This is a genomic window from Epibacterium sp. ABZ3_068 (assembly GCF_056159265.1).
The window spans coordinates 112,117-134,866 of record NZ_JBSWUV010000003.1; the positions used below are offsets into that span (position 1 = coordinate 112,117).

Annotated in this window: 24 protein-coding genes and 1 pseudogene; 21 read left to right on the forward strand and 4 right to left on the reverse strand. The window is 58.3% G+C overall.

Annotated elements, in window-relative coordinates; translation table 11 throughout:
• Positions 1 to 123 precede the first annotated feature (123 nt).
• Positions 124 to 1,812 (forward strand): caspase family protein, encoded by a 1,689-nt coding sequence (locus tag ACXAEW_RS21425; RefSeq protein ID WP_474943373.1) that lies wholly within the window; start codon positions 124 to 126, stop codon positions 1,810 to 1,812.
• 310 nt (positions 1,813 to 2,122) lie between these two features.
• Here ACXAEW_RS21425 and ACXAEW_RS21430 read toward each other — a convergent pair whose 3' ends face one another.
• On the reverse strand, positions 2,123 to 2,980 hold the full coding sequence (locus tag ACXAEW_RS21430; protein ID WP_474943374.1) for a hypothetical protein: 858 nt from the start codon (positions 2,978 to 2,980) through the stop codon (positions 2,123 to 2,125).
• A gap of 146 nt (positions 2,981 to 3,126) precedes the next feature.
• On the reverse strand, positions 3,127 to 3,603 hold the full coding sequence (locus tag ACXAEW_RS21435; RefSeq protein ID WP_474943375.1) for an aminotransferase class III-fold pyridoxal phosphate-dependent enzyme: 477 nt from the start codon (positions 3,601 to 3,603) through the stop codon (positions 3,127 to 3,129).
• Between ACXAEW_RS21435 and ACXAEW_RS21440 the strand changes: the two are divergent.
• From ACXAEW_RS21440 to ACXAEW_RS21515, 16 genes and pseudogenes are all read left to right on the forward strand, one after another.
• Positions 3,513 to 3,932, forward strand: a pseudogene (locus ACXAEW_RS21440) (aldehyde dehydrogenase family protein); the annotation flags it as partial. The gene ACXAEW_RS21435 and the pseudogene ACXAEW_RS21440 sit on opposite strands and share 91 nt — an antisense overlap.
• A 186-nt stretch (positions 3,933 to 4,118) precedes the next feature.
• Positions 4,119 to 4,301, forward strand: coding sequence for a hypothetical protein (locus tag ACXAEW_RS21445; protein WP_474943376.1), 183 nt, complete (start codon positions 4,119 to 4,121; stop codon positions 4,299 to 4,301).
• A gap of 167 nt (positions 4,302 to 4,468) precedes the next feature.
• Positions 4,469 to 5,425, forward strand: coding sequence for an AAA family ATPase (locus ACXAEW_RS21450; RefSeq protein WP_474943377.1), 957 nt, complete (start codon positions 4,469 to 4,471; stop codon positions 5,423 to 5,425).
• Positions 5,425 to 6,375: a DUF58 domain-containing protein gene (locus ACXAEW_RS21455; protein ID WP_474943447.1), complete on the forward strand. Its 951-nt coding sequence runs from the start codon at positions 5,425 to 5,427 to the stop codon at positions 6,373 to 6,375. The genes ACXAEW_RS21450 and ACXAEW_RS21455 overlap by 1 nt, the downstream gene beginning before the upstream one ends.
• Entirely contained in the window at positions 6,368 to 6,748 is a 381-nt protein-coding gene (locus ACXAEW_RS21460; protein ID WP_474943378.1) for a hypothetical protein, read from the forward strand. The genes ACXAEW_RS21455 and ACXAEW_RS21460 overlap by 8 nt, the downstream gene beginning before the upstream one ends.
• The gene (locus ACXAEW_RS21465; RefSeq protein WP_474943379.1) at positions 6,741 to 7,706 is read left to right on the forward strand and encodes a VWA domain-containing protein; all 966 of its coding nucleotides are present in this window, start codon (positions 6,741 to 6,743) and stop codon (positions 7,704 to 7,706) included. The genes ACXAEW_RS21460 and ACXAEW_RS21465 overlap by 8 nt, the downstream gene beginning before the upstream one ends.
• Positions 7,706 to 8,596 (forward strand): vWA domain-containing protein, encoded by an 891-nt coding sequence (locus ACXAEW_RS21470; protein WP_474943380.1) that lies wholly within the window; start codon positions 7,706 to 7,708, stop codon positions 8,594 to 8,596. Before ACXAEW_RS21465 ends, ACXAEW_RS21470 begins: the two co-directional genes overlap by 1 nt.
• Complete coding sequence (locus ACXAEW_RS21475) at positions 8,596 to 9,273, forward strand: tetratricopeptide repeat protein (RefSeq protein ID WP_474943381.1); 678 nt, start codon at positions 8,596 to 8,598, stop codon at positions 9,271 to 9,273. The genes ACXAEW_RS21470 and ACXAEW_RS21475 overlap by 1 nt, the downstream gene beginning before the upstream one ends.
• Positions 9,270 to 10,505, forward strand: a complete 1,236-nt coding sequence (locus ACXAEW_RS21480) for a hypothetical protein (RefSeq protein ID WP_474943382.1) — start codon at positions 9,270 to 9,272, stop codon at positions 10,503 to 10,505. The genes ACXAEW_RS21475 and ACXAEW_RS21480 overlap by 4 nt, the downstream gene beginning before the upstream one ends.
• 85 nt (positions 10,506 to 10,590) lie before the next feature.
• Positions 10,591 to 11,217: an S-(hydroxymethyl)glutathione synthase gene (gene gfa, locus ACXAEW_RS21485; protein ID WP_474943448.1), complete on the forward strand. Its 627-nt coding sequence runs from the start codon at positions 10,591 to 10,593 to the stop codon at positions 11,215 to 11,217.
• 110 nt (positions 11,218 to 11,327) lie between these two features.
• On the forward strand, positions 11,328 to 12,050 hold the full coding sequence (locus ACXAEW_RS21490; RefSeq protein WP_474943383.1) for a response regulator: 723 nt from the start codon (positions 11,328 to 11,330) through the stop codon (positions 12,048 to 12,050).
• A gap of 42 nt (positions 12,051 to 12,092) precedes the next feature.
• Positions 12,093 to 13,250 (forward strand): FIST N-terminal domain-containing protein, encoded by a 1,158-nt coding sequence (locus tag ACXAEW_RS21495; RefSeq protein ID WP_474943384.1) that lies wholly within the window; start codon positions 12,093 to 12,095, stop codon positions 13,248 to 13,250.
• A gap of 53 nt (positions 13,251 to 13,303) precedes the next feature.
• Positions 13,304 to 15,502, forward strand: a complete 2,199-nt coding sequence (locus ACXAEW_RS21500) for a hybrid sensor histidine kinase/response regulator (RefSeq protein WP_474943385.1) — start codon at positions 13,304 to 13,306, stop codon at positions 15,500 to 15,502.
• Positions 15,499 to 16,161 (forward strand): hypothetical protein, encoded by a 663-nt coding sequence (locus ACXAEW_RS21505; protein ID WP_474943386.1) that lies wholly within the window; start codon positions 15,499 to 15,501, stop codon positions 16,159 to 16,161. The genes ACXAEW_RS21500 and ACXAEW_RS21505 overlap by 4 nt, the downstream gene beginning before the upstream one ends.
• Positions 16,158 to 16,514, forward strand: coding sequence for a hypothetical protein (locus tag ACXAEW_RS21510; RefSeq protein WP_474943387.1), 357 nt, complete (start codon positions 16,158 to 16,160; stop codon positions 16,512 to 16,514). The genes ACXAEW_RS21505 and ACXAEW_RS21510 overlap by 4 nt, the downstream gene beginning before the upstream one ends.
• Before the next feature lie 59 nt (positions 16,515 to 16,573).
• Positions 16,574 to 17,362, forward strand: a complete 789-nt coding sequence (locus ACXAEW_RS21515; protein WP_474943388.1) for a pentapeptide repeat-containing protein — start codon at positions 16,574 to 16,576, stop codon at positions 17,360 to 17,362.
• Positions 17,363 to 17,371: 9 nt separating this feature from the next.
• Here the strand turns inward: ACXAEW_RS21515 and ACXAEW_RS21520 are convergent, their stop codons facing one another.
• Entirely contained in the window at positions 17,372 to 18,196 is an 825-nt protein-coding gene (locus tag ACXAEW_RS21520; protein ID WP_474943389.1) for a quinoprotein dehydrogenase-associated SoxYZ-like carrier, read from the reverse strand.
• A 161-nt stretch (positions 18,197 to 18,357) separates the two neighbouring features.
• Here ACXAEW_RS21520 and ACXAEW_RS21525 point away from each other — a divergent pair, with 161 nt between their 5' ends.
• Positions 18,358 to 19,374, forward strand: a complete 1,017-nt coding sequence (locus ACXAEW_RS21525) for a quinoprotein relay system zinc metallohydrolase 2 (protein ID WP_474943390.1) — start codon at positions 18,358 to 18,360, stop codon at positions 19,372 to 19,374.
• Positions 19,375 to 19,381: 7 nt separating this feature from the next.
• Here the strand turns inward: ACXAEW_RS21525 and ACXAEW_RS21530 are convergent, their stop codons facing one another.
• Positions 19,382 to 20,011 (reverse strand): hypothetical protein, encoded by a 630-nt coding sequence (locus ACXAEW_RS21530; protein ID WP_474943391.1) that lies wholly within the window; start codon positions 20,009 to 20,011, stop codon positions 19,382 to 19,384.
• A 168-nt stretch (positions 20,012 to 20,179) separates the two neighbouring features.
• On the opposite strand from ACXAEW_RS21530, the gene ACXAEW_RS21535 reads away from it, so the two are divergent.
• From ACXAEW_RS21535 to ACXAEW_RS21545, 3 genes are all read left to right on the forward strand, one after another.
• On the forward strand, positions 20,180 to 21,313 hold the full coding sequence (locus ACXAEW_RS21535; protein ID WP_474943392.1) for an S-(hydroxymethyl)glutathione dehydrogenase/class III alcohol dehydrogenase: 1,134 nt from the start codon (positions 20,180 to 20,182) through the stop codon (positions 21,311 to 21,313).
• 3 nt (positions 21,314 to 21,316) lie between these two features.
• Positions 21,317 to 22,147 carry an S-formylglutathione hydrolase gene (fghA, locus tag ACXAEW_RS21540; RefSeq protein WP_474943393.1) on the forward strand — a complete coding sequence of 277 codons (831 nt, stop codon included), beginning with the start codon at positions 21,317 to 21,319 and terminating at the stop codon, positions 22,145 to 22,147.
• A gap of 127 nt (positions 22,148 to 22,274) precedes the next feature.
• On the forward strand, positions 22,275 to 22,658 hold the full coding sequence (locus ACXAEW_RS21545; protein ID WP_474943394.1) for a c-type cytochrome: 384 nt from the start codon (positions 22,275 to 22,277) through the stop codon (positions 22,656 to 22,658).
• Positions 22,659 to 22,750: the final 92 nt, after the last annotated feature.

Here is a 22,750-nt window from a genome sequence, read left to right on the forward strand (position 1 = left end):
GCAGGCTTCACACCCGACCGTTCCACAAGCCTCGGTTCGGTCGGGTTCGATACGAAGCCCTGTATTCACGGGCGTTTTCCTTTGTATAGTGGCACAATAGTGATTGTGGAGATGTGTGATCCCATGCGTGTGTTTAACCAGTTCCTGGCCTTTGCCATTGCCTTTGTGCTTGTCACCGCTGCAGGACAGGCCCGCGCCTCAGAGCGATATGCGCTGGTGGTTGGCAATGACACCTACGCCGAGGTGCCGCAGCTTGAATTGGCCCGCGCTGACGCAACAGCCATTGCCGAAAAACTCAGCGCACAGGGGTTCAAGGTGACCCAGCTCTTGGATGGCACACGACGCGAAACCAACCGACAGATCTCTGCCTTTACAAAACAGCTGGAACCTGGGGATACCGCCTTTTTGTTCTTTGCGGGGCACGGCGTTGAAATTGATGGGGAAAATTACTTATTGCCCATTGACGTTCCGGCTCCTGCTTCTGGCGAACGGGATTTCATCAAGGCTGAGAGCATCGCCCTCTCGGCGCTTCTGGACCGGATCCGCAGCACGGGTGCGCGTACAACAATTGCGGTGATTGATGCCTGTCGCGACAATCCTTTTGCCATCGCAACAGGCCGCAGTATCGGCGGCACCCGCGGTCTTGGACGGATTACAGCGCCCGAGGGGATGTTTGTCATCTTCTCTGCCGGGGCCGGGCAATTGGCATTGGACCGGCTGGATGACAATGATACCGGTGCAAATTCCGTTTTCACCCGCAAGCTCTTGCCTTTGCTGGACCAGCCGGATCTGGAACTGCGCCAGTTGATGTCGCAGCTTCGCAGCCATGTGCGAGACCTGGCCTTGACCGCACATCACGATCAGGTGCCAGCCTATTATGATGAGCTGATCGGTCAGTTCTATTTCCAGTCGGCGTCTTTCAAACCCGCTGTGCCTGCAACGCGGGACACCACACCCGCTGATGATCAGATGCGCCAGGATTTTGCGCTGGCCCGCAGCGTTGGCACGGCCGAAGCCTTTGATGCGTTTCTTGAGCGTTATGCAGACAAGCCGGATGACTTCTCTGTGCAGCTGGCTGTCCAAATGCGGGACCAGCTCACCCCGTCTTCGCAGCCTGACGTGTCTGACACACCAGAGGCTGAGACCGCACGCAGCGCACAGACCAACAGTCGCGCCTCGTCTTCTGGTGGGCTGTCTCAGGATCTACCCGGCGCACCGTCAAAGACAGACGCCGTACCTTCAAAACGTGACATCGTGCTGACGACCCAACAACATCTGAACGCGCTTGGTTGCAATGCCGGAGTGGCCGATGGAGTGATCGGACGCCGAACCCGTGCGGCTTTTGCGCGGTTTCGTGCGGTCTCCCAGGAGGAACTGGGAGCAGACGCATTGGGAACGATGGAGGCCTTGAAGGCTGTCACTGCCATTGGGGCTGCCAAATGCCCCGCGACCCAAAGCAACCCATCCAATCAACCGTCGGCACGGGCGGCAAATACTGGTCAGCCCGGGGCTGCAAATTCTGCCCTAAGTCTTTCGGGGACATGGAATTTCAAGGCGAAATGCGCCTTGTTCATCGAAAGCCATGGCACGGTCAGGGTTCGCCATGTGCGGGATAATTTCTATACCGGCACTATTCGCGACAATCTGGGCAATGTTGGCAATGCAGAAGTCTATGTGAACGGGCGAACGATTACTGCGACAGAGTATTATCCGGGTCTTGTGGTCCATTTTCGCGGTCGACTGGCTGCGGACGGTCGCAGCTATACGGGAACTGGCAGCAATACTTGCAGCGTCTACGCCTCCAAAGGGTAGAGCGCGGCAGCTGGTCGATGTTGAACGCGCGCCTGATGACTGGCATCCGCTTTTGTGACGCGTAAAATGCTATGGGTCTTTCAGCACGAATGCATCATGATAGATCACCCAAGTCCGACTTTACCCCAGGATATATGGGGATGCTGTCCGTCAAACCGGTCAATCCTGCAAAAGACATTCTTTTTCGCATTTGACGGACAGTTTCTGCGCTACCTGTTGAATAGAGCTGTTGCTTGATAGGCAACGCATTCGAAGGAAAAGACGCAGTCGTTTTTAGTGTGCTCCCGGACCAACCGGAGAGGGTCGATGCCTAGGAACCCGCGTCAAACCAGTATTCAGCCGGGATGGCCAGGGTCTCTTCGGTCATGTTCGGGTTTTCAATTTCGATCAGACGACGCTCGGAAAAACGTGCTTCTTCCAGAACTTCTTTCACTGATGGGTGGCCGCGGAACAATGTATCATAGGATCCATCTTCATGCGCACGCTTCAGACCTTGCTCGATCGCGGCGTGCAGTTCCGTGTCTGACGGCGACACAAAGTAGAATTTGGCAAAAGGATACTTCACGACGAGATCTTGTTCGATCGCCAGCTCCGGGAGCGCACCAACATTTTCGCTGTACTCTGCAAAGGCCTCAGCCGCGCCGCGGGGGAAAGCGTCGAAGCGGCCGCCAACGACCATTTTGAAGAGGTTGCTGTATTCGCCGGTTTTTACCGTAAGACCTGCCGCTTCAAGAATGGCAACATCGCCCCATCCTGCCCCTTGCCCAACAACAATTTCGCGCAGATCTTCAAGGGATTGCACTGCGGAGAAACGAGGTTGTTCCTTGCCGTTGATCAGCATCAGTCGCCAGCCCAAAAGGCCGCCGCTGATCGGGACGTAGACTGCTTTGAGTTCTTTTTCAAACTCAGGCGTTGCTCCAAACCATGCCACGTGCAGATTTTTGCCCTCCCGCAGCATCGCACGTTGGCGAATTTCATTTCCTCCCTTTACCGGCGACTGAGTAAGCGCCCAGTCGCCGTCCGCTTTTGACAGCGCCAGTTCAAGGATTTGATACTCCAGAGAGGACTTTGTGTCCCTGCCATCTTCAACCGGGTAGTAGACGTCACGTGCAATAGCAGAAGTAGCCAACACGCCTGCGACGGCGGTGGCAAGAAAGAACTTCAGCATGGTTTTCTCCTTCCTAGATCATAAAGATGACAACTGGATCGAATAAAAAACCTAATATTAAATTACCCTTTACGTGCTGGAAATGTTGATTTGATCCCTTATTTTGCAATGGCTTTTGCGGTGGCCATAATGTCCGGCTGAATGCCTCAAAGACGCGCACCGGACCACGCACCGGTCCGGCCATATGCGGTGATGACCTCGTCTGTGATGAGCAAAATACCGTGGCGGTTACACACCTGCTGAACCATGGGGGCAAAGCTCTTGTGTGGGACAATAACACCACCGGCGCCGAGAATTGGCTCCATGATCATCGCTCGCGGCAATTGTTCCGGCGCCCTGGAATGCAATTTCATCGTCAAGTGCCTGTACACACAGTGGCGCCAGACGTTCGGGCTCCGTCTCGTTGAACGTGTCGCGATAGGTATAGGGTGTGGGAATGCGGTAGCAGCCAGGCAAAAGTGGTTCATAGGCCGTGCCGAAATTTGCATTGCCGTTGACAGAAGCACCGCCCATGCGCTGGACCTTGCGGTTCTGGATGTGTGCCATGATGATCGGCGCGTGGAAACTGGCCCCGGCCTTGGCGATGGGCAATTCGGTGGTTTTGAAGCCTTCGAAAACTGCATCTTTGTCGTTGATGCGTATGGCTGAACTTGCGTTGGAGGCCGGGCTGCCCCCAGGCGTGTTGAACGCGGTCACAGGCGAAGGCGCCGTCGTAGGAGAGACGCTGGGCCTGTCGATGGATGTTGATGTTCTGGTTTTCACAGGGTCGGGAGGCACCGGGCGCCGCCTGATGGGATATGCGGCGTGTTCCAACATGAAACGTGTCTATCTGGAGCTTGTTGGGAAGTCTCCCAAGATCGTGTTTGCAGATGCGCCCGATTTGGAAGAAGCGGCCAAGGTGGCCGCAGCAGGGATCTTCCGTAATGCAGGACAGGTCTGCATGGCCGGTGCTTGGTGTCAATACATATGACGGTGCCGACGCAACGACCAAGGCGGTACTGTTCTGACGATGGATGTCTCTGTTTTGGGCAATCCCTGACACCCTACGGATTTTTCCAAACATACCGTCGCGCATGAGGGGGAAGCCCGACCCGGATAAGCCCTGGATTGGAATGATGTCTTTGGGAACCTCGGGTAATTGAGGCTGCTGACCTCCATTGTTTTGGAAACCGAAGAACGCAAAGGGGTGGCGTGGGTTCATTCGGCCCAATTGGCGACGGCACAGGGGCCTGTCGCGGTGATCCTGCCGGAACAGGGGCCGGGTGAATGGGACTGTGAAGGGGCCGATCTGCACAATTTAGAGGGATTAGTGAACAGCTAAAGGTGGTGGAACGCGGATAGGGGAACGCCGAACCCGCAGGGCCTTTGATCCATCACGCCCTTTGTTCACGGCGTTAGCGGCGTGACGCAACCATACTTAGGGCTGTGTTCCCGACTACGGGCGATTGAATTAAACTCGGAGGCTCATTCCCCTGGCTGAGGTATCCGATGGACACGAAGGCCCCAAGTAATGCACCAGAAATCACCGCGATTGTCCGCCATCTGACGCGGGATTTAATCGGGCACGAACGCCTGATTGATCGCCTGCTCCAAGCCTTTCTTGCATCGGGACATGTGCTCATCGAGGGGGCTCCGGGGCTGGGGAAAACCCGCGCGGTCAAGTCGTTGGCACAAGCACTCGACAGTCGGTTTGCAAGGATACAATGCACTCCGGATTTGATGCCTGCTGATATCACCGGAACGCAGATATTCTTGCCGCAGGAGGGAACCACCCGATTTGAACCTGGACCGATTTTCCATTCCTTGGTTTTGGTTGATGAGGTGAACAGAGCACCGCCAAAAGTGCAGTCCGCGATGTTGGAAGCGATGGCCGAGCGACAGGTCACCATCGGCCGCAAAAGCCATAGCCTGCCGGACCCGTTTATGCTGGTGGCCACGCAAAACCCTTTTGAACACGAAGGAACTTTTCCCCTTCCCGAGGCGCAACTGGATCGTTTCCTGTTCCATGTTTCGCTTGGCCTGCCAGAGGCCGAAGACGAGCTGAAAATTCTGAACTTGGTTGAATCTGAAACGATTGAGAGGAAGCCAGAACAGGACCGAATTCCCATCGACGCCTTGATGGCCATACGTGCGCGCGCCATGCGTGTCTATCTGTCACCCGAGCTGAAAGATTACATTGTTCGGCTCGTCATGGCCACGCGGGTTGGTCCGATTGCTGAGCACATCGAACATGCTGTTTCCCCCCGTGGCAGTCTCGCTTTGGCGGCCACGGCCAAGGCCAGAGCTTATCTCAATGGACGTGACTATGCGCTGCCGGAAGACGTGGAGGATCTTGCAGCTGATACGCTGTCGCATCGTTTTGTCCTAAGATGGCGGGCAGTTGCAGAAGGGCGCACAAACCGGGCTGTGGTGGCGGATATCCTCAAAGAAGTTGAGCCGTTGTGATGGGGGAACGCGGCAAAGGCTCAGATCTGATCCACCAAGACGGCGCGAGGCTTTCGGCCCCGGCGCTGATCGCTTTGCGCGCATATGTCATCTGTCCTGACACGGCTTGGCCACTGGCAAACGTGCCGGGCGGAATTGGATCGTCAAAAAAAGGGCACGGACAGGAATTTGCGGAGCTTCGCGAATATAGTCCCGGCGATGACCTGCGCCACCTGGACCGCAGCGCCACGGCCCGTACCGGACGGCCTCATATCCGTCAGTTCCAGGAAGATCGCGATCGAGTCACGCTGTTGGTGGCTGACTTTCGCAGACCCATGCTGTGGGGCATTTCACGGGTTTTGCTGTCGGTTGCCGCAGCCGAGATCCTGACCTTGCTGGGCTGGGACAGAATTGCGCATGGCGGGCGAGTTGCCTTGTGGGCGATTACGCCTGCCGATCCTGTGGCCGTTATGGCCCGGGGGCGAGTGCGTGGCATGCTGGATGTGATTTCCGGCCTGGTGCGTGCCCATGATACCGCGCTCCAGGCGGCACGGCACGCGGCGGATAAAGATCCGGATGTCCATCTGTCAGAACAGACCCTAGAGCAAGCATTAGTGCCTGTTGAACGCATCTGTCCGACAGGCAGCGAAATTGTTGTTGTATCGGGATTTGACCAGTGCGGAGACGATCTGGCGGATCGGCTGAACCAGTTGGAGCGCCACCGGAACCTGCGGCTGTTCCATGTCACAGACGCGCTGAGACTGCCGCGTGGTGTCTATCCGATCGAGACGGCTGATGGAACACAAAAGCGCGTGCAATGGTCTGGGGGCGAGACTGCAGGGGCAAGGCTGATCGCCGGGCATTCCGTTGTGACCTGCGATGCTGCTGAAACGCCGGATCGGCTGGCCCGTTTGGCCGGTCTAAGATCGCCGGACGGGTTATCCAGTCACCAGGGAGAGGCGGATGGATGAGGCAAGCATAGCCAATGTCACTGCGTCATTGCGCGATATTCGGCTGCCGGATGTTTCGACGGCTGAAAGGCTGGCGGACTATTTTGCAGCGGCTGGAATTGCCGGAGTGCTGGTCCTGGCGCTGGTGGGGGTCGGGCGCGGTCTGGGGCTGTTGCGCATGCGGCGCGCAGCACCAGGTTTGTTGCCCCAAAAGGTGACCGCGGCGCTTGCCCTTCCAGAGGCTCAGCAGAGGCTGGCTTTATTGGCGCTGCTCAAAGAACACCACCCCAACCGGTTTGCGAAACTGCGACCTGCCCTATACCGGCCAAACGAGACGCGGACGGGCGGCTTGCCGACGGCAGAACGGCTGGCCAATGAGGTGCTGCGTGATTGAATTTGCCGACCCTTGGGCATTTGGTCTGTTGTTCGCGCCGTTTCTGGTGCGCATCCTGTTCAAGCCGATGTCGGGACACGGGCGGGTTTTGCGGGTCCCGGCGCAGGTCGCGCAACAGATGATGGCAGGCGGGAAGGGGGCGCCATCCTTTGGAGGGGGAACAGCGCGGCGGCTTGTGGCGCCTGCGCTCCTTTGGGGGCTGATTGTACTGGCCTTGGCCGGGCCGCGTATGCCGGAGCCGGTGCGGGCCTTGCAGGTCTCGGGCCGGGATCTGGCAATTGCGCTGGATTTGTCGGGGTCCATGGTGCGCGAGGATTTTGTGCTGGACGGTCAGCAGGTGCGGCGGCTGGATGCGGTGGCCAAGGTCGGGGCGGCTTTTGTGCGGCGGCGTGGCGGGGACCGCGTGGGGCTGATCCTCTTTGGCTCCTCCGCCTATTTTGCAGCGCCGCTCACGTATGATGTGGAGGCGGTTGCAGAGCGGATTGAACAGGCGGTGATCGGCATTCCGGGACGGGCCACCAATATCTCTGATGGGTTGGGACTGGCGCTGAAACGGATGGAGCAGTCCACCGCCGAGACACGGGTGGTAATCCTGTTGTCGGACGGGGCCAATAACGCCGGTGCAGCGGATCCGTTGGCTGTGGCCCGGTTGGCCGCCGAAAAGGGAGTTCGGGTCCATACAATTGCATTGGGGCCAAAGGATGAAACCACGGCAGCGCATGGCGAGCGCGGTGTGGTCCATGCGGCGACGCTGCAGGCGATGGCGAAACTCTCCGGTGGAGAGGCGTTTCGGGTGCGCACCACCCAGGATCTGGAAGAGGTGGCCCGCGCCATTGATCGGCTTGAAGCCACAGATCGTGCCGGGCTGGCGGCTGAGGTCTATCGTGACTTGTGGATCTGGCCTGCAGCCGTGGCGCTGGCTCTGGCCCTTGTTCTGCAACGGCGGGAGGTCTGGTGATGCCAGCTGTGACCCTGTTGCGACCGGAATGGCTATTGGCTTGGGTGCCCTTGGCTGCTGCGGTTTTCTGGTTGTCCCGGCGGCGTGGCGGGCTGGGAGGGTGGGATCAGGTGGCGCGACCCGAGTTGCTGCGGGTTATGGCCGGGTTGGGGCATGTGCAGGAGACGTTTGCACGCGCTCCGTTTCGACTGTTTGCGGGCGCTATGGCGGTGATGGTGTTTGCGCTGTCGGGTCCTGCAGTGGAGCGGCGGGACAGGCCGACCTTTCGCAATCTGGACGCGGTCATTCTGGTTGTGGATGTTTCCCCCAGCGCGGTGCAGGCCGCAAGCTGGCAGGCGATGCAGCATAGCGCGCAGTTTGCCCTGTCCGCGCTGGAAAGCCGACCCAGCGCGCTGGTGGTCTTTGCCGGGGATGCCTATGTGGCAGCGGATCTGAGCCACGACCCGCTGGCCATCAGCCAGACCGTGGGGCTTTTGGATGGCGAGACAGTGCCAGATCCCGGATCGCGGCCGGAAAGAGGGCTGGCGCTGGCTTTGGAAATCCTGCAGCGCGGGCAGATCCTGACGGGAGATGTGATTTTGCTGAGCGACGGCGGCGGGCTTGGACCTGCTGCCGTGGCCCGCGCACAGGAGATTGCCGCGACAGGGGCACGGCTGTCGATGGTGGGGCCGGGGGCACCTTCGGAGGCGGCTTTGCAGCTTGTGGAGGCGGGGCAGGGGCGTGGATTTGCGGCACAGACGCCCTCTGATCTGGTTCGCTTTTTACAGCGGGATGCGCGGCGGGTGCTCGAAGAGCAGGAAATTCCGCTCCTGTATTGGCGGGATCTGGGGCGATATGTCCTGGGCCTGGCGGCGCTGCCGTTCTTGCTGATGTTCCGAAGGATCAGCTGATGCGGGGGCTGGCAGTGTTTTCTCTGGCAGCAGTACTGGCTGCGGTTGTATTGGGTGGGGCGGGCAGCTTTGGCCGACTGGCCCTTGCCGTGGGCTGGCCCGGCATGGCGGAGGCACTGTTTCAGACCGCCGACTGGCGCGGAGTTGCGGCCTATCGGGCGGGTGATATGGACCGGGCCGCCAAGGAATTTCTTCAGGCAGAGGTCTGGTTCAATCTAGGAAATGCTGAGGCCCAGCAGGGACACTATGCGGCGGCGCTGGAGGCATATGATGTTGCAATGGCGACGCAGCCCGATCCGCGCGCGCGGGAGAATTTCGACATAATTGCACGGCTTTATGCGGGATTCGCGCTGGATCCAGACTCGATTGCCTATTTTGACAAACGTGAGGGGGGCACGGTCGAAAAAGCAGAAGTGGCGCAGGGCAATGCGCGGGCGTCGGGCACTGGCGATGCGGTGACCAATACCAATACGATGCTGGGGTTGGCGGCATTGGACAGCCATGGGCAGACGGGCGTGCGGCAGATCTTTGACGATGCCTATATGCTGGCGGACGACCGCTGGCTGCAGCAGTTGCGCGACGTGCCGGGTGACTATTTGCGGGCGCGGATCCAGCATGAGCACAAACGGCGCAAAGCCCTGGGGCTGACCCCGCCGGACCCGAAGGACCCGCGATGAAAGCTGTGATCACCATCGGGCTGCTGATCGCTGTGCTGTGGGTGCCTCTGGCCAGAGCCCAGACAACTCAGGTCACTGCAAATGAGCTGCAGCTCGACGTTATTGTAGAGGATCCACAGATCAAGCCGCGCGTGGGAGAAATGGTCCTGATTACCATTCGCGGCATCTATCGCCGCCATATAACGCGTGAACATCTGGTGCAGCCCAGCCTGGACGGGTTCAACTGGAGCCAGATGGGTGTCGACGACTGGCATGAGGAATGGATCGACGGGCAGCGTGTCAAGGTTATGGAACGGCGCATGGCTCTGTTTCCGACCCAGTCCGGGCTTTTGACCATCGATGGCTTTCGCCACCAGCTGACATTGACTGACGAAGGGGATGATTGGTTTGAGCATGAGATCCAATCGGACCCATTGCAGGTGCAGGTCGATCCAACGCTGCAAACCTCCTCTGACAATTGGTGGTTTCCTGTCCGGCGGCTGGAGATATCCGATGAATGGTCCAATGCGCCGGATCAGTTGGAACCGGGCCAAGGGGTGTTGCGCATTATCAGGGTCAAGGCGGTGGGCGCGACGCCGGAAATGATCCCTCCCATGCCAGACCTGACGTCCCCTTCGGCATTGATCTTTGCGCATCCAGAGAAACGACTGGTGGAATTATCACCGGAAGGACCAATCACACATGCGTTCTGGCGTTGGACGATCCAGCCGTCCAATGATGTATCCACCATCCTTGAGCCAATCGAAATTCCATATTTCGACACCACAACCCGGCAAGAGGCGGTTGCCCGGATCAGTCCTGAACGGGTGGCGTTCTTGGCGCAGACCCCGCCCAAAGGTAAACTGGCAGACGCGCCCAGCCCTGCCAACGGAAGCCTGCCGGGGTTCGGGGTTCTGGCTACGGCCGTTGGCGTGGCGGCGCTGGCGGTTCTGGCTCTGTTGCGGGGCGACAGGTTCAGGATCGAACGAAGGTGCCCGATCTGGTTGGATCCGCAGGTCTGGGCGCTTTGGTGGGCGGTCTGGCGCAAGGATTTGCCGGACGTACGAAGACGTGCGGTTGCTGTGATGCAGAAAAGAGCACAAAGCGACCCGGAGGGCATAAAGGACAGGAAAACAGCGCTTTTTCGGTTGGATCAGAGCCTGTTTGGCAGAGTTCATCAAGCGCCGGATTTGCAGCAGTTTCTCCGCGATTTCCTGGCAAAAGCGCCCGGAACGACGCGGCGGGAGAACTAAGACCATCGGTTAGCTTGTGCGAATCCGCCCCCCCTTTCACGCTTGTTTTGCGTGGGTTCTGGCACGTGTTTCAGGGGAGGTTATGATGGGACTAATTGGACGCCTATTTGGTGGCGGGGCAGCCGAAGGAGTGGCACCGCCAAAATATACGCATGTTAAAATTCACCCGCAGGTGGATACTAAAATTCCAGAGACGGTAGCGGGCTTTTCCGGCGGCACGTTAAAGTGCAAATGCGCACAAGACCCGGTTGAGGTCGACGTCTCATCACAAACGGCCCATAATCACGTTTGCGGCTGTTCAAAATGTTGGAAACCTCAAGGGGCAATATTCAGCCAGATCGCCGTTGTGGGACGGGACGCGGTCAAGATCACAAAGAACGCTGACAAACTGGAGATCGTGGATCCGGACGCGGCGATCCAACGGCATGCTTGCCGTGAATGTGGTGTACATATGGTTGGCCGTATCGAAAACGAAGCGCATCCGTTTTACGGGTTGGATTTTGTCCATACCGAGCTTTCGGCGCAGCGCGGGTGGGCAGCGCCGGAGTTCGCCGCTTTTGTCTCGTCCATCATTGAAACCGGGGTTGCACCGGATCAGATGGAGGGGATCCGCGGCCGCCTGAGCGAAATCGGGCTTACACCTTATGACTGCCTGTCGCCGCCCCTGATGGATGCCATCGCGACGCATATTGCAAACTCCAAAACCCATTGACCTTGCGTAAGTTGCATGGCGGTTCGTCGCGTTAGAGGGGGTGTGCTTAAACTAAGTGCTTTGAGAGTCGAAAAAGCTGCGCTAGCCTGCAATAAGGGGAGGAAGACTGGATGAAACATCAAACCTGTGCAGCTGCACGGGTGGTTTTTGCGCATGTCTTAATTGTTGACGATCACCCGCTCTACCGCGATGCACTGGCATCTGCCGTGCAAGGCATGTTTGAAGACGCCCAAATCGAAACCGCAGGCACATTGCATGCGGCCATGGAAAAGCTGGAACGGGGCTTTAAACCCGATCTGGTTCTGTTTGACCTGAAATTGCCGGATGTGGCCGGCATTTCGGGCTTTGTAAATCTGCGAAAGCGGATCCCTGACTGTCCCATTGTTGTGATCTCGTCGCTGGCCTCCCACGAGGTCGTGCATGCGTTGATGGACGAGGGGGCAGCTGGTTTTATGCCCAAGGATCACTCGGCCAAGGATGTTCAGACCATGCTGCAGGATATCATGGATGGTCAAAAGTTCCTGCCACGTGATTTCCGCCAGTCCGAGCCACGCGCCGTGACCACGTCGGCCTTGCCCGAAGATCTGCGCAACCGGTTGGAAGCGCTGACGGTTCAGCAAAAACGAGTATTGCGCCTGATCTGCGCGGGAAAGCCGAACAAGCAGATCGCCTTTGAGCTCGACCTGGCTGAAGCCACGGTCAAGGCCCATATCACCGTTTTATTGCGCCGTCTTGGGGTGAAAAATCGGACCCAGGCGGCGGTCTTGCTTGAGGCCATGCATGGGGCGGGAAACAGTGCGCAGCCCGAGGTGAGCGCGTTTTTGGCCAAATAGGCAGATCACGCCATCGAGGTTGCTGCAGTTTGGGAGGGCTGCATGCGCGACGAACTGATCAGACCCCGTCATGTGTGCTATGGCAGCTCGTCTGCCTTGGACGCAGCGACGGCGGTTTCTGAATGTATAGAAAAATTTGACCTGCGGGATGTGTGTTGCGTCCTGGTGCTGGTCTCGTCCCAATATGACCGCGCAGCCTTGTCGTCTGCTTTGTCGCGACAAATGAACGGTATTGCCGCGTTTGGCTGTACAACTGCGGGTCAAATCAACGGGCAAGGGTATGAGAGCGATGGCATGATGATCATCGCATTCCCAAAGGCGCATTTTCGCTGCGCCTCTATTCTGATTGACGATCTGGCCTCAACCTCGGTTGAGGATATCGCCAATCGGACCGAACGCCATGCGGAACGATTTCGCAGGACCGCGGGATGGCAGCGTCTGGGATTGTTACTGTCTGATGGCGCCTCACACCAAGTTGATGTTCTGTCGTTTACCCTTGATACGGTGTTGGGTGATCTGCCTCTGTTTGGGGGATCCGCGGGCGACGGGCTGGACTTTGGCCCCACTTATGTTCTGCATGACGGCGCGTTTCACACCAATGCGGCGGTGCTGCTTCTGTTGGAAACCGACCTACGGTTTGTTGGGCTGAACTTCGACCATTTCCTGCCGACGGATACGCGGATGGTCGTCACGCGTGCGGACCCGGAACGGAGGCTGATTCATGAGATCAACGGCGCGCCGGCGGCGGTGGAATATGCCCGCGTGCTGGGGCGTGAGGTCGAGGATCTGACACCGGAGGTGTTTGCGGAAAACCCGCTGCTGATCCTGTATCGTCAGAACCATTATGTGCGCGGCATTTATGGCGTTGTGGACGGGCGCGCTTTGCAGATCATGGCAGCGATTGATGACGGACTGATCCTGACGCTTGGGCAGGGGCAGGATCAGATCGCCACGATGAGGACCGCGCTGGATGTGACCGGGCCGGATGGAGAAACGCCGGATTTCATCCTTGGGTTTGACTGCATCTTTCGCAAGCTAGAGTTTGAACAGAAGCAGTTGCTGGGATCGGCGTCCGCCCTCCTGAGTGAACGGCAAGTGCTGGGGTTCAGCACTTACGGTGAACAGCACGCTGGTGTTCACATGAACCAGACCTTTGTGGGCGTGGCCTTCTTTGATCCCAGCCAGGAGGAAATGTTCTGAGTATCGTCGACAGCAGCCAGGATCTTGAGGAACAGCTGGCGCGGCAGGCGCGGGTGATTGAAGCGTTGATCAACCGTGCCGATCGGGAACATGACATGGGCGGCACCGCCTACAGCGCGTTTCACACAGCTATTGAACTGCGCGCGCAGGTTGCGGCCAAGACACGCGACCTTGAGATCGCGGCAAATGAGCTGGAAAGCCTGCGCTTTGATCAGATCCGCATGCGCGCCAATCTGGATGATGCACTGGCCGCGATGGAGGGGGGGTTTGCCCTGTTCACAGATGGCCAGTTTGTTGTCTGTAATGATCTGTTCCGCCAGTTGTTGCCGGATATCTCGGGTGACATCAAACAAGGGATGAGCCTGAACAGATATTTCGACCTGATGGCAAACAGCCGCCATCTTGTGTCGACAGATCGCCGATTGCGACAAAGCGAGGCGGCCGGGGACAAGGATCGTTCAGTTCTTTCGCTGGTGCTAGAGTTGGTTGAGGACCGCTGGTTCCAGCTCCGCGCGCAGAGGATGAGTGCGGAACGCGTGGTCCTGATGGCAACCGAGATCACCGCCATCGTGCGCCAGAACCGCCATGAAAAAGAAAGCCTGATCGGCGCCCAGGCCATGTATCTCCAGGCGGTGTTCGAAGACATCCGTTCGGGGGTCTGCACCTTTTCCAGCTCCGGCGGGGTGATCATGCACAATGGTCCGTTCCGCGATCTTCTGAACCTGCCCAAACGGGTGTTGCACCAGGGGACACCGCTGCAGGACATTCTGGCGGCGATGTTGGGCTCTGGCGTGATGCTGCCGGAAACCGCCCAGGCCATTCAGACTTGGTGCAACGGGCGGATTGCCGGCGGTGTCTTTCAGACGCGGCTGGATCTGCCGTCTGGTGATGTTCTGGATCTGCAGGCAAATGGGCTGCCGGATGGTGGTTTTCTGGTCGAGCTCAAAGACGTCTCGATCGAAAGCCGCGCAAAGGCCACGCTAGAGCAACGCGTTGCGGAACGTACCGCCGAGCTGACAGAAGCCAATGCGCGGTTGGTGGCCCAATCCGAAGAACAGGCCCGTGTGGAAGAAGAGCTGCGTTTGGCCAAAGAGCAGGCAGAGGCTGCGGTCTCCTCCAAAACACGGTTCCTTGCTGCTGCGAGCCATGATCTGTTGCAGCCCATCAACGCGGCCAAGCTGACGCTGGCCTCTCTGGTGACGGCCAGTGTGGATACGCCGATCCACGCCAGCGTTGTACGCCTGCGCCGCGCGTTCAGTTCGGCAGAACAACTGCTGCAGGCGCTGTTGGATCTGTCGCGCCTTGAAAGCGCGGATCCGAGTACCATCACCTCTACCGAAGTGTGTCTGGGCAGCTTGATGGAAGGTGTCTTTGAAGACCAACTGGCCGTTGCTGAACAAAAACAGGTGGAGCTGCGTGTGGTTCCCTGCGCGGTTTGGGTGCGGTCTGACCCGGTTTTCCTGCTGCGCTCTATTCAGAACCTTGTGGTCAACGCGATCCAGTACAACCGGCCCGGCGGCCGGGTTCTGGTCGGCTGTCGCCGCAAGGGCAACAAAGTGCTGTTGCAAATCTGGGACAACGGGATTGGCATCAGCCCCGAAGATCAGAACCGCATTTTTGAAGAATTCACCCGTGGCGATGGCGCTTCAAACGGCGCGGGTGTTGGATTGGGGCTTTCGGTTGTAGAGCGGGCTTGCCGACATCTGGGGCACAAGCTGTGGGTGCAATCTGAGCTGGGCAGAGGCTCTGCATTCTGCATCGAGATGGATTTTGTCGCCCGCTCGCTGCCGCCGCCTGAACCGATTACCTTGTCCGCACCAGAAGACCAGCAGGATATGGATCTGATTGTGCTGGTCATCGAAAATGACGAGGATGTCTTGTTGGCGACAGTGCGTATCCTGCAGCAATGGGGCGCGATTGTCTTGCCTGTCTCCTCAACCGAGGAAGCGTTGGTCCATGTCCGCGCGATGGGCATTCCACCGGATATTATTCTAGCGGATTACCATCTGGACAATGATGACACAGGCGTAAAGGCCATCACGGGCGTACGTGAACTGTTCGGCCAACAGGTGCCTGCAATCTTGATCACGGCCAACCTGAGCGACGAATTGGTTGTCCGGGCCAAGGCGCAGGATATCTCTGTTATGACAAAACCGGTGCGCCCGTCACAACTACGACCTTTGATCGAATGGAAAGCGCGCAAGGATGTGGCGCAGAGTGATCCTGTTCAGCTGGTGGAGGAATACAAATGAGCATTCGCATTTTGGTCTTGGTGATGGCTCTGCTTGGTCTTGGCTTTGGATCAGCGCAGGCGTTGCCGTTGGATGGACAGCAAACCTATGATCTGTTGTTTCGTGAAGGCACCTTGGACAGCGTCTCAAGGGACAGGGAACTTGTTTATGAACGCGAAGTCCAAAGCCGGTTGAACCCGGATGCCGAACAACGCGACACCGGCCAGATTGCGTTGCGGATTGAGCAAAGCGATCCGGCGGAAGAGGCCGCGCTGGAGTTTCGCCAGGACGGCGGTCACCGCGGACTTGGTAGCTTTCCGGCAAGCGTGGGCAATCCGATGATCATGTATTTCTACGAGATCACAGTGCGTGACATGGCCGAGGCGGCCGGCGGCAGCCCGTTTTACATCCGCAACCGTGTGAAAGAAGCGTTGATAAAGCCCAATGAGGTAGAAATCGGGTCGGCTCTGTTTGCTGGCGAAACAATCGAAACCCAGGTGGTGCGTATCCGCCCCTTTGCCGATGATCCAAACCGCGCCCGGATGCAGGGGTTTGGTGATCTTGAGCTGCGTGTCACCATGTCCGAAGACGTGCCGGGCTGGTATCTGAGCCTGGTGGCCGAAGCCGAAGGTGTCTATCGCTCGGAGCTACGGTTTGACGGAGCAGAGGTTTTGCAATGAAACGGGCTCTGGCGTCGATCTGTGTTTCCATGATGCTGACCGCCGGCGCAGAGGCTCAAAGCTTGGCTGACCGGTTGAATGATTACCCGACGGTGGCGCGGGCGGATTACATCTTTGGCTGTATGGCGGCCAATGGCCAATCCAGGCGGGTACTGGAACAATGCGCCTGCTCCATCGATGAGATCGCCGCGATCCTGCCCTATGAGGCCTATGTGGAGGGAGAAACCGTCTTGTCCATGCGGCGTGTCGGGGGCGAGCGCATGGCGGTTTTTCGCTCTGCCGCGCAGGCGTCGAACTTTGTGGCGGATCTGCGTCGTGCCCAGGCCGAGGCAGAGTTGGTTTGCTTTAACTAGAAATCACCACCCGAAGTTCAATTGGGGAACGGACTGTCGGGCAAGCTGGGGATCACATTATGAAGAGACTCGCATGGGGAATGGCGGGACTGTGCTGCCTGTTCGCGACGGATCCCGCCCGGGCTCAAGGCATGGCAGGTATCAATATGGCACTGCCAAAGATGACCGAAGCCCAGATGACCCGCGCAGAGGTAGAGGCGCGTCTGGCCTCGGCAACACCCGATATGCCCGCAGATTTCACCCGCATGTGGCTGAATGGGCTGGATCTGTCGGGGCTTGATTTCAGCGGTGCCGTGTTACGCGCGGCGTCGCTCAACAATGCCGACCTGTCCGGGGCCAATCTGGATGACAGTGTGCTGAGCCAGGCCTGGATGGTAGAGGCCGATTTGAGCGGTGCAACCCTGATTGGTGCCGAGCTGTTTCAGACCCAGTTGATTGGTGCCGATCTGAGCGAGGCGGATTTTACCGATGCGCGGCTGGCGGCGGATTTCACCAAGGCAAGGGTAGACGGTACAATATTTCGCGGCGCGGATTTTTCAGCGGATATGCGCAACCAATCCATGGGTCTGATGCGGGGTGTGCTGAAATCCGCCAGGGGCACGGGTGCGGATTTCACAGGTGCCATGATGAACCGGGCCGATCTGGAATTTGCCAAACTGCCCGGAGCCCTTTTCACCGGGGCGGACCTCAGCATGTCGACCTTGGGCGGAGCAGATCTGAGCGGGGCGGATTTTACGAATAGCAATCTGCAGGACGCCGACCTGACCTCAACCCGAGTGAATCGTGCCACTGGTCTGGATGACGCGACGCTTTCCATCGCCAAGAACGCCGATCGGATTTTGAAATAGGGGGCGTTCTCAGCTTGGAAGCCCCTTGGGCAGCAGCTGTTCAAACACATTGCCGTCGGTGTCGGTGGCACGCACCCGCAAATTCGACGCGCCATTGTCCTGATAGCTGAAGCGAAACACCGGGTTCTCAGAGATCGAGATGCCGCCGCTCATGGTGAACAGGCTCTCTTCGCCCTGCCAGACTTCGATTGTGTCGATGAAATGCGCGGGGATAAACAGCTGTGAGATCTGGTCTCGTTGCAGCCCGGAGTAATTCGGATGGCGGATCATGATCTGGGCCTCGCGCCGGGTGCCCGAGATCTGCGGAGGCTCTCCAAACAGGCGCAGCTTCATCTTGCCCATACTGGCCAGCGCGAGCTCGGGGTCGCGGGACGCAGGGGCAGAACACCCCCCGGATGCGCGCACAAAGCGACCCGTCATATGCAAGCCTGCCTCTGTCTCGGCAATCACCCGGACGTTGGAATAGGCGTTCACACGGACCCGCAACTCAAAATCCAGAGGGGCCATGGCTTTGGAAAAGTCAAACTCTGCCGCAACCGGTGCGGGGTTTTCATCCACCACCACGGTGGCAGCATTGATAAATACACTGTCATCGGTTTGGCGGATGATAACCGGAACGGTGGCCGCATCATGGGCGCGAAACGGTGCGGTCACATCAAACACTGCGCGGCCATCCTGTATCTGCGCATCGCCAACCACATCCGCACGCAATTCTGGCCAGGTCAGACCCTGTTGCAGCGGATTGTCTGGGCGCTCGTCCGCAACCGCTCGGGGTGGAGCAGCCGTGCTGCACAACAGGGCCGCGGTCAGGGCTGCAATGATTTTGAACGTCATAATTCATCCTCCGATACGTGGGATCGTGGGGGTCATCAGTTCAGGAGCGCGGCCAGCTCCCAGAGGGTGCCATATTGGCGGCTTTTTGGCCAGATCATCCAAAGGTATCGGTCATCACATCTTGGGGTTTTCCGATAGTCTGCATTGGACAGGAGGGCGACATGTTTGAAGCTGTGATTATGCTGTGTGCTATTTTGGAAGAAGACGCCGAGGTCTGCCGGGCGGCTCTGGTCCCCGGTCACGAAGCAGAAACGCTGGCGGGCTGCACCGCATCTTTGGAGACGGCACGTTTAAAGGCCGCCGGCTGCCAAAGGGTGGGAGAGGTCCTGACCGTCACCGAAGTCGCGCCTGGGGTTTTTGTGCACACGGGCAAAATCGCCGAGGCCAACCGGAGCAATCGGGGCGATATATCAAACTTTGGCTTTGTCGTCGGTCAGCAAAGCGTGGCCGTCATCGACAGCGGTGGCGCGGCCTGGCTGGGGGAGGCTTTGTGGCGGTCAATCCGAGCCACAACAGATTTGCCGGTCAGCCATGTGATTCTGACCCATATGCACCCGGATCACATCTTTGGGGCCTCGGTTCTGGAGCAGTCCGGGGCCACGGTTGTGGGTCACACGCGGCTTGCGCGGGCAATTGCGGATCGACAGGCCAATTACCTGCAGTCCCTTGCCGAGCTGATTGGCCCAATGTCCCTGCTGGGCACGACAGCGCCGGAGGTGACACTCGAGGTGGATGGCCAGCTGGAGATTGATCTGGGTCACCGGGTGATCACCCTTCAAAGCTGGCCCACAGCACACAGCGGCAATGATCTGACGGTATTTGATACCTTTACAGGGACACTCTTTGCCGGGGATCTGGTGTTTGACCGGCATTTACCTGCGCTGGATGGATCCTTGAGGGGGTGGCAGGCGGTATTGGCGGAGCTGTCTGAAAGACCTGTAGCCCAAGTGGTGCCCGGCCATGGGGCCGCTACGGTGCCCTGGCCGGATGGGGGCACACCCGTTCAACGCTATTTGAATGTTCTGAGCCGTGACACGACCGCCGCGATACAATCGGGGCAACGGTTAGGAGAAGCCGTGGACCATATCGCAGCAGAAGAAGCACCCAATTGGGAGTTGTTTGACGCATTTAACCCGCGCAATGCCACCGTTGCCTATACCGAGATGGAATGGGACTGAGGCAGACCTATCCTTCAACCTCCTGGATCAGCAGACGTGCAATCGCGTGCAGGCGTTTTTCCAAAAGGACCGGCGTTTCGCATAGATATGTGATCGACTGCTGCCGGTCGGTATAGATCAGCTGATCCCAGTCAAGTTTTTCTTCCAGATCATCTACCAGATCGAAATCAGGCGCGTCTTTTGCCATTTCGGCGGTCATCTGATTACGCATCCCGTCGATCTTTTTGGCCAGTTCAATCTGGCTCAGGGAGAAACGTCCGATGCCGCCAATGACTTTGGTTCGACGGCTGGATAAGGTGTTGAAACTGCGTTCAAAAACATGTCCCAATAATTCAACGTCATGACCATAGGTCGCGGTAAATGTTGCAACATCTGGTTGCAGGCTGGCGGGGTCAAGGCGCCGCAGGGCTGCCTTTTCAGCCAAGGCGCGGACGGCGGTTTCGACCTCGGGCGCAAGGTCCAGATCCTCGGCCAACGGATGTGGCCACATGAGCGCCGGCGACAGGCGCTCTACCTTACGCTGGACGCAGGGCCAGGTCGGGTCAGAAAAATCCGCTGCCCAGGAGGTTCCTGCGCCGAGAGCCAGAATGACCCCGAAACCTAAGCCGCGAATCGGTGTCTTCATCCTTTGAAACATTCGACATTCCCTCCCTGTTGGGCCGCAACTTCTGATGGAACAGACCTACCGTTGACACTGTCGACCACGGAACACCCACCATTGTATTAGTTGTCCGGTTTGGCTGGGAAGTCGATACTTTAGTCCAACGCCAAGACAGCTCACTGTCCAGCGAGGGAGGAATATAGAATGAAGACACGCGCGGCCGTTGCCCTTGAGGCCGGTAAACCGTTGGAAGTCATGGAAGTGAACCTTGAGGGCCCGAAACAGGGCGAGGTTCTGATCGAGGTAAAAGCCACGGGCCTGTGCCACACGGATGAATTCACCCGGTCGGGCGATGACCCCGAGGGGATCTTTCCCTGTATTCTGGGTCACGAAGGCGCGGGGGTTGTGCTGGAAGTGGGCGAAGGCGTCACCACGCTGAAGCCGGGCGATCACGTGATCCCGCTCTACACACCGGAATGTGGCACCTGTCATGCCTGCAAATCGGGCAAGACCAACCTGTGCACGGCGATCCGCGCCACGCAGGGTCAGGGTCTGATGCCCGATGGCACCACCCGGTTTTCGATGCTGGATGGCACGCCGATCTATCACTACATGGGCTGTTCGACCTTTGCCAACCACACGGTCCTGCCCGAGATTGCACTGGCGAAAGTGCGCGAGGACGCGCCCTTTGACAAGATCTGCTACATCGGTTGCGGCGTCACCACCGGCATCGGTGCGGTGATCAACACGGCCGGAGTAGAAAAAGGCGCAACGGCGGCGGTCTTTGGCCTCGGCGGCATCGGGCTGAATGTGATCCAGGGTCTGCGGATGGCGGGCGCGGGTCAGATCATCGGTGTGGATCTGAACGACGACAAGGCAGAGATGGCCACAAAATTCGGCATGACCGATTTTGTGAACCCGTCCAAGCTGGACGGTCAGACTGTGACCGAGGCGATCATCGCGCTCACCAAAACCGAGCAGGACCAGTTTGGCGGCGTGGATTATTCCTTTGACGCCACCGGCAATGTGAAGGTGATGCGCGATGCGCTGGAATGTTCGCACCGGGGCTGGGGCGTGTCGGTGATCATCGGCGTGGCCCCTGCAGGAGCCGAAATTTCCACCCGCCCCTTCCAGCTGGTCACCGGCCGCGTCTGGAAAGGCACCGCATTTGGCGGCGCCAAGGGCCGCACCGATGTGCCGCATTTTGTCGATTGGTACATGGATGGAAAGATCGAGATCGACCCGATGATCACCCACAAGCTCACCCTGGATCAGATCAACGAGGGCTTCGACCTCATGCACAAGGGCCAATCCATCCGCGCCGTCGTGGAGTTCTGAGCCATGACCCTTGAGGTGATCTCTGAAAACGTCAGCTTTGGGGGCAACCAGACCGTTTACCGCCACACTTCGCATGTCTGTAACTGCGATATGGTCTTTTCGGTCTATCTGCCGCCTCAGGCTGCTCAGTCAAAAGTTCCGGCGTTGTGGTATCTGTCGGGGCTCACCTGCACCCATGAAAACGCGATGACCAAGGCGGGTTTGCAGGAGCATGCGGCGCAGCACGGGCTGGCGATCATCTATCCCGACACATCACCGCGTGGTGAAGGAGTCGCTGATGACGAGGCCTATGATCTGGGACAAGGCGCAGGGTTTTATGTGAACGCCACGCGGGAACCCTGGGCGGCGCATTTCAACATGTATGACTATGTGCTGGAAGAGCTGCGGGATCTGATACTCGCGAAGCTACCGATCGCGGACAACCACGGCATCACGGGACATTCCATGGGCGGGCATGGTGCGATTACACTGGCGCTGCGCAATCCGGAAAAGTTCACGTCCCTGTCGGCCTTCGCGCCAATTGCAAACCCAAGCCAGTCAGATTGGGGGCGTAAACAGCTGAGCGCCTATCTCGGGGACGACGAAGCAGGTTGGGCAGTTCATGACAGCTCTGTTCTGATGGCCGAAAATGGCTGGAAGGGCGACATTTTGATCGACCAGGGGGCCAGTGACCAGTTTTTGGACCTGCTGAAGCCGGAGGCGCTTGCAAGTGCCATTGCCAAACGGCGCCAGCCTGCGGTTCTGCGGATACAGCCCGGGTATGACCATTCGTATTTCTTTGTGAACTCTTTTGCTGGAGATCACGTAGCATGGCACGCCGCTCGTTTGGCGTGAGGATGTACACTGAACTGGTTAAACCGGTCAGAACGTTTTGTATGAGTTTCTTTCTGTTGCACGACTTGGGCTGCGTTTTTGGCGCATGGAATGGAGCGTGCGGTAGACGCAAGGGAGAGGAAAAGGAATGAAGATGAGACTACTCGGCGTAATCGGCATGATCTTGGTCCCGATGGCGGCCTTGGCTGAAGGCGACGCCGCCAAAGGGGAAAAGGTGTTTCGCAAGTGCAAAGCCTGCCATGAAGTCGGGGATGGTGCTGAGAACAAGGCAGGCCCGGTGTTGAATGGCATTGTTGGCCGCCAGATCGCGGGACATGACGGTTTTGAATATTCCGATGCGCTTAATGAATTGGGCGCCGCAGGGACAGTTTGGACCGAAGAAGAGCTGGCCGCGTTTTTGGAGAAGCCCAAAACCTACGCCAAAGGCACTAAAATGACATTTGCTGGCCTGCGCAAAGAGGAAGAGCGCGCCAACGTAATTGCCTATCTCGCGACGTTCACAGACGAGTGAGATCGGAGTGATCCGGGGCTTTTTCAAGGAGAGAGGGAAAAGCCCCGGACTTGTAAGCATCCTTCGCAGGAGGGGGATGCGAAACTGCGGGA

What these genes read in the sequence shown, in the direction of transcription:
- ACXAEW_RS21425 (WP_474943373.1), top strand. Translation starts at nt 124, where the DNA reads ATGCGTGTGTTTAACCAGTTCCTGGCCTTTGCCATTGCCTTTGTGCTT.
- ACXAEW_RS21430 (WP_474943374.1), bottom strand. Translation starts at nt 2,980, where the DNA reads ATGCTGAAGTTCTTTCTTGCCACCGCCGTCGCAGGCGTGTTGGCTACT.
- ACXAEW_RS21435 (WP_474943375.1), bottom strand. Translation starts at nt 3,603, where the DNA reads ATGCAGTTTTCGAAGGCTTCAAAACCACCGAATTGCCCATCGCCAAGG.
- ACXAEW_RS21450 (WP_474943377.1), top strand. Translation starts at nt 4,469, where the DNA reads ATGGACACGAAGGCCCCAAGTAATGCACCAGAAATCACCGCGATTGTC.
- ACXAEW_RS21455 (WP_474943447.1), top strand. Translation starts at nt 5,425, where the DNA reads ATGGGGGAACGCGGCAAAGGCTCAGATCTGATCCACCAAGACGGCGCG.
- ACXAEW_RS21460 (WP_474943378.1), top strand. Translation starts at nt 6,368, where the DNA reads ATGGATGAGGCAAGCATAGCCAATGTCACTGCGTCATTGCGCGATATT.
- ACXAEW_RS21470 (WP_474943380.1), top strand. Translation starts at nt 7,706, where the DNA reads ATGCCAGCTGTGACCCTGTTGCGACCGGAATGGCTATTGGCTTGGGTG.
- ACXAEW_RS21475 (WP_474943381.1), top strand. Translation starts at nt 8,596, where the DNA reads ATGCGGGGGCTGGCAGTGTTTTCTCTGGCAGCAGTACTGGCTGCGGTT.
- ACXAEW_RS21480 (WP_474943382.1), top strand. Translation starts at nt 9,270, where the DNA reads ATGAAAGCTGTGATCACCATCGGGCTGCTGATCGCTGTGCTGTGGGTG.
- gfa (WP_474943448.1), top strand. Translation starts at nt 10,591, where the DNA reads ATGGGACTAATTGGACGCCTATTTGGTGGCGGGGCAGCCGAAGGAGTG.
- ACXAEW_RS21490 (WP_474943383.1), top strand. Translation starts at nt 11,328, where the DNA reads ATGAAACATCAAACCTGTGCAGCTGCACGGGTGGTTTTTGCGCATGTC.
- ACXAEW_RS21495 (WP_474943384.1), top strand. Translation starts at nt 12,093, where the DNA reads ATGCGCGACGAACTGATCAGACCCCGTCATGTGTGCTATGGCAGCTCG.
- ACXAEW_RS21505 (WP_474943386.1), top strand. Translation starts at nt 15,499, where the DNA reads ATGAGCATTCGCATTTTGGTCTTGGTGATGGCTCTGCTTGGTCTTGGC.
- ACXAEW_RS21510 (WP_474943387.1), top strand. Translation starts at nt 16,158, where the DNA reads ATGAAACGGGCTCTGGCGTCGATCTGTGTTTCCATGATGCTGACCGCC.
- ACXAEW_RS21515 (WP_474943388.1), top strand. Translation starts at nt 16,574, where the DNA reads ATGAAGAGACTCGCATGGGGAATGGCGGGACTGTGCTGCCTGTTCGCG.
- ACXAEW_RS21520 (WP_474943389.1), bottom strand. Translation starts at nt 18,196, where the DNA reads ATGACGTTCAAAATCATTGCAGCCCTGACCGCGGCCCTGTTGTGCAGC.
- ACXAEW_RS21525 (WP_474943390.1), top strand. Translation starts at nt 18,358, where the DNA reads ATGTTTGAAGCTGTGATTATGCTGTGTGCTATTTTGGAAGAAGACGCC.
- ACXAEW_RS21530 (WP_474943391.1), bottom strand. Translation starts at nt 20,011, where the DNA reads ATGTTTCAAAGGATGAAGACACCGATTCGCGGCTTAGGTTTCGGGGTC.
- ACXAEW_RS21535 (WP_474943392.1), top strand. Translation starts at nt 20,180, where the DNA reads ATGAAGACACGCGCGGCCGTTGCCCTTGAGGCCGGTAAACCGTTGGAA.
- fghA (WP_474943393.1), top strand. Translation starts at nt 21,317, where the DNA reads ATGACCCTTGAGGTGATCTCTGAAAACGTCAGCTTTGGGGGCAACCAG.
- ACXAEW_RS21545 (WP_474943394.1), top strand. Translation starts at nt 22,275, where the DNA reads ATGAAGATGAGACTACTCGGCGTAATCGGCATGATCTTGGTCCCGATG.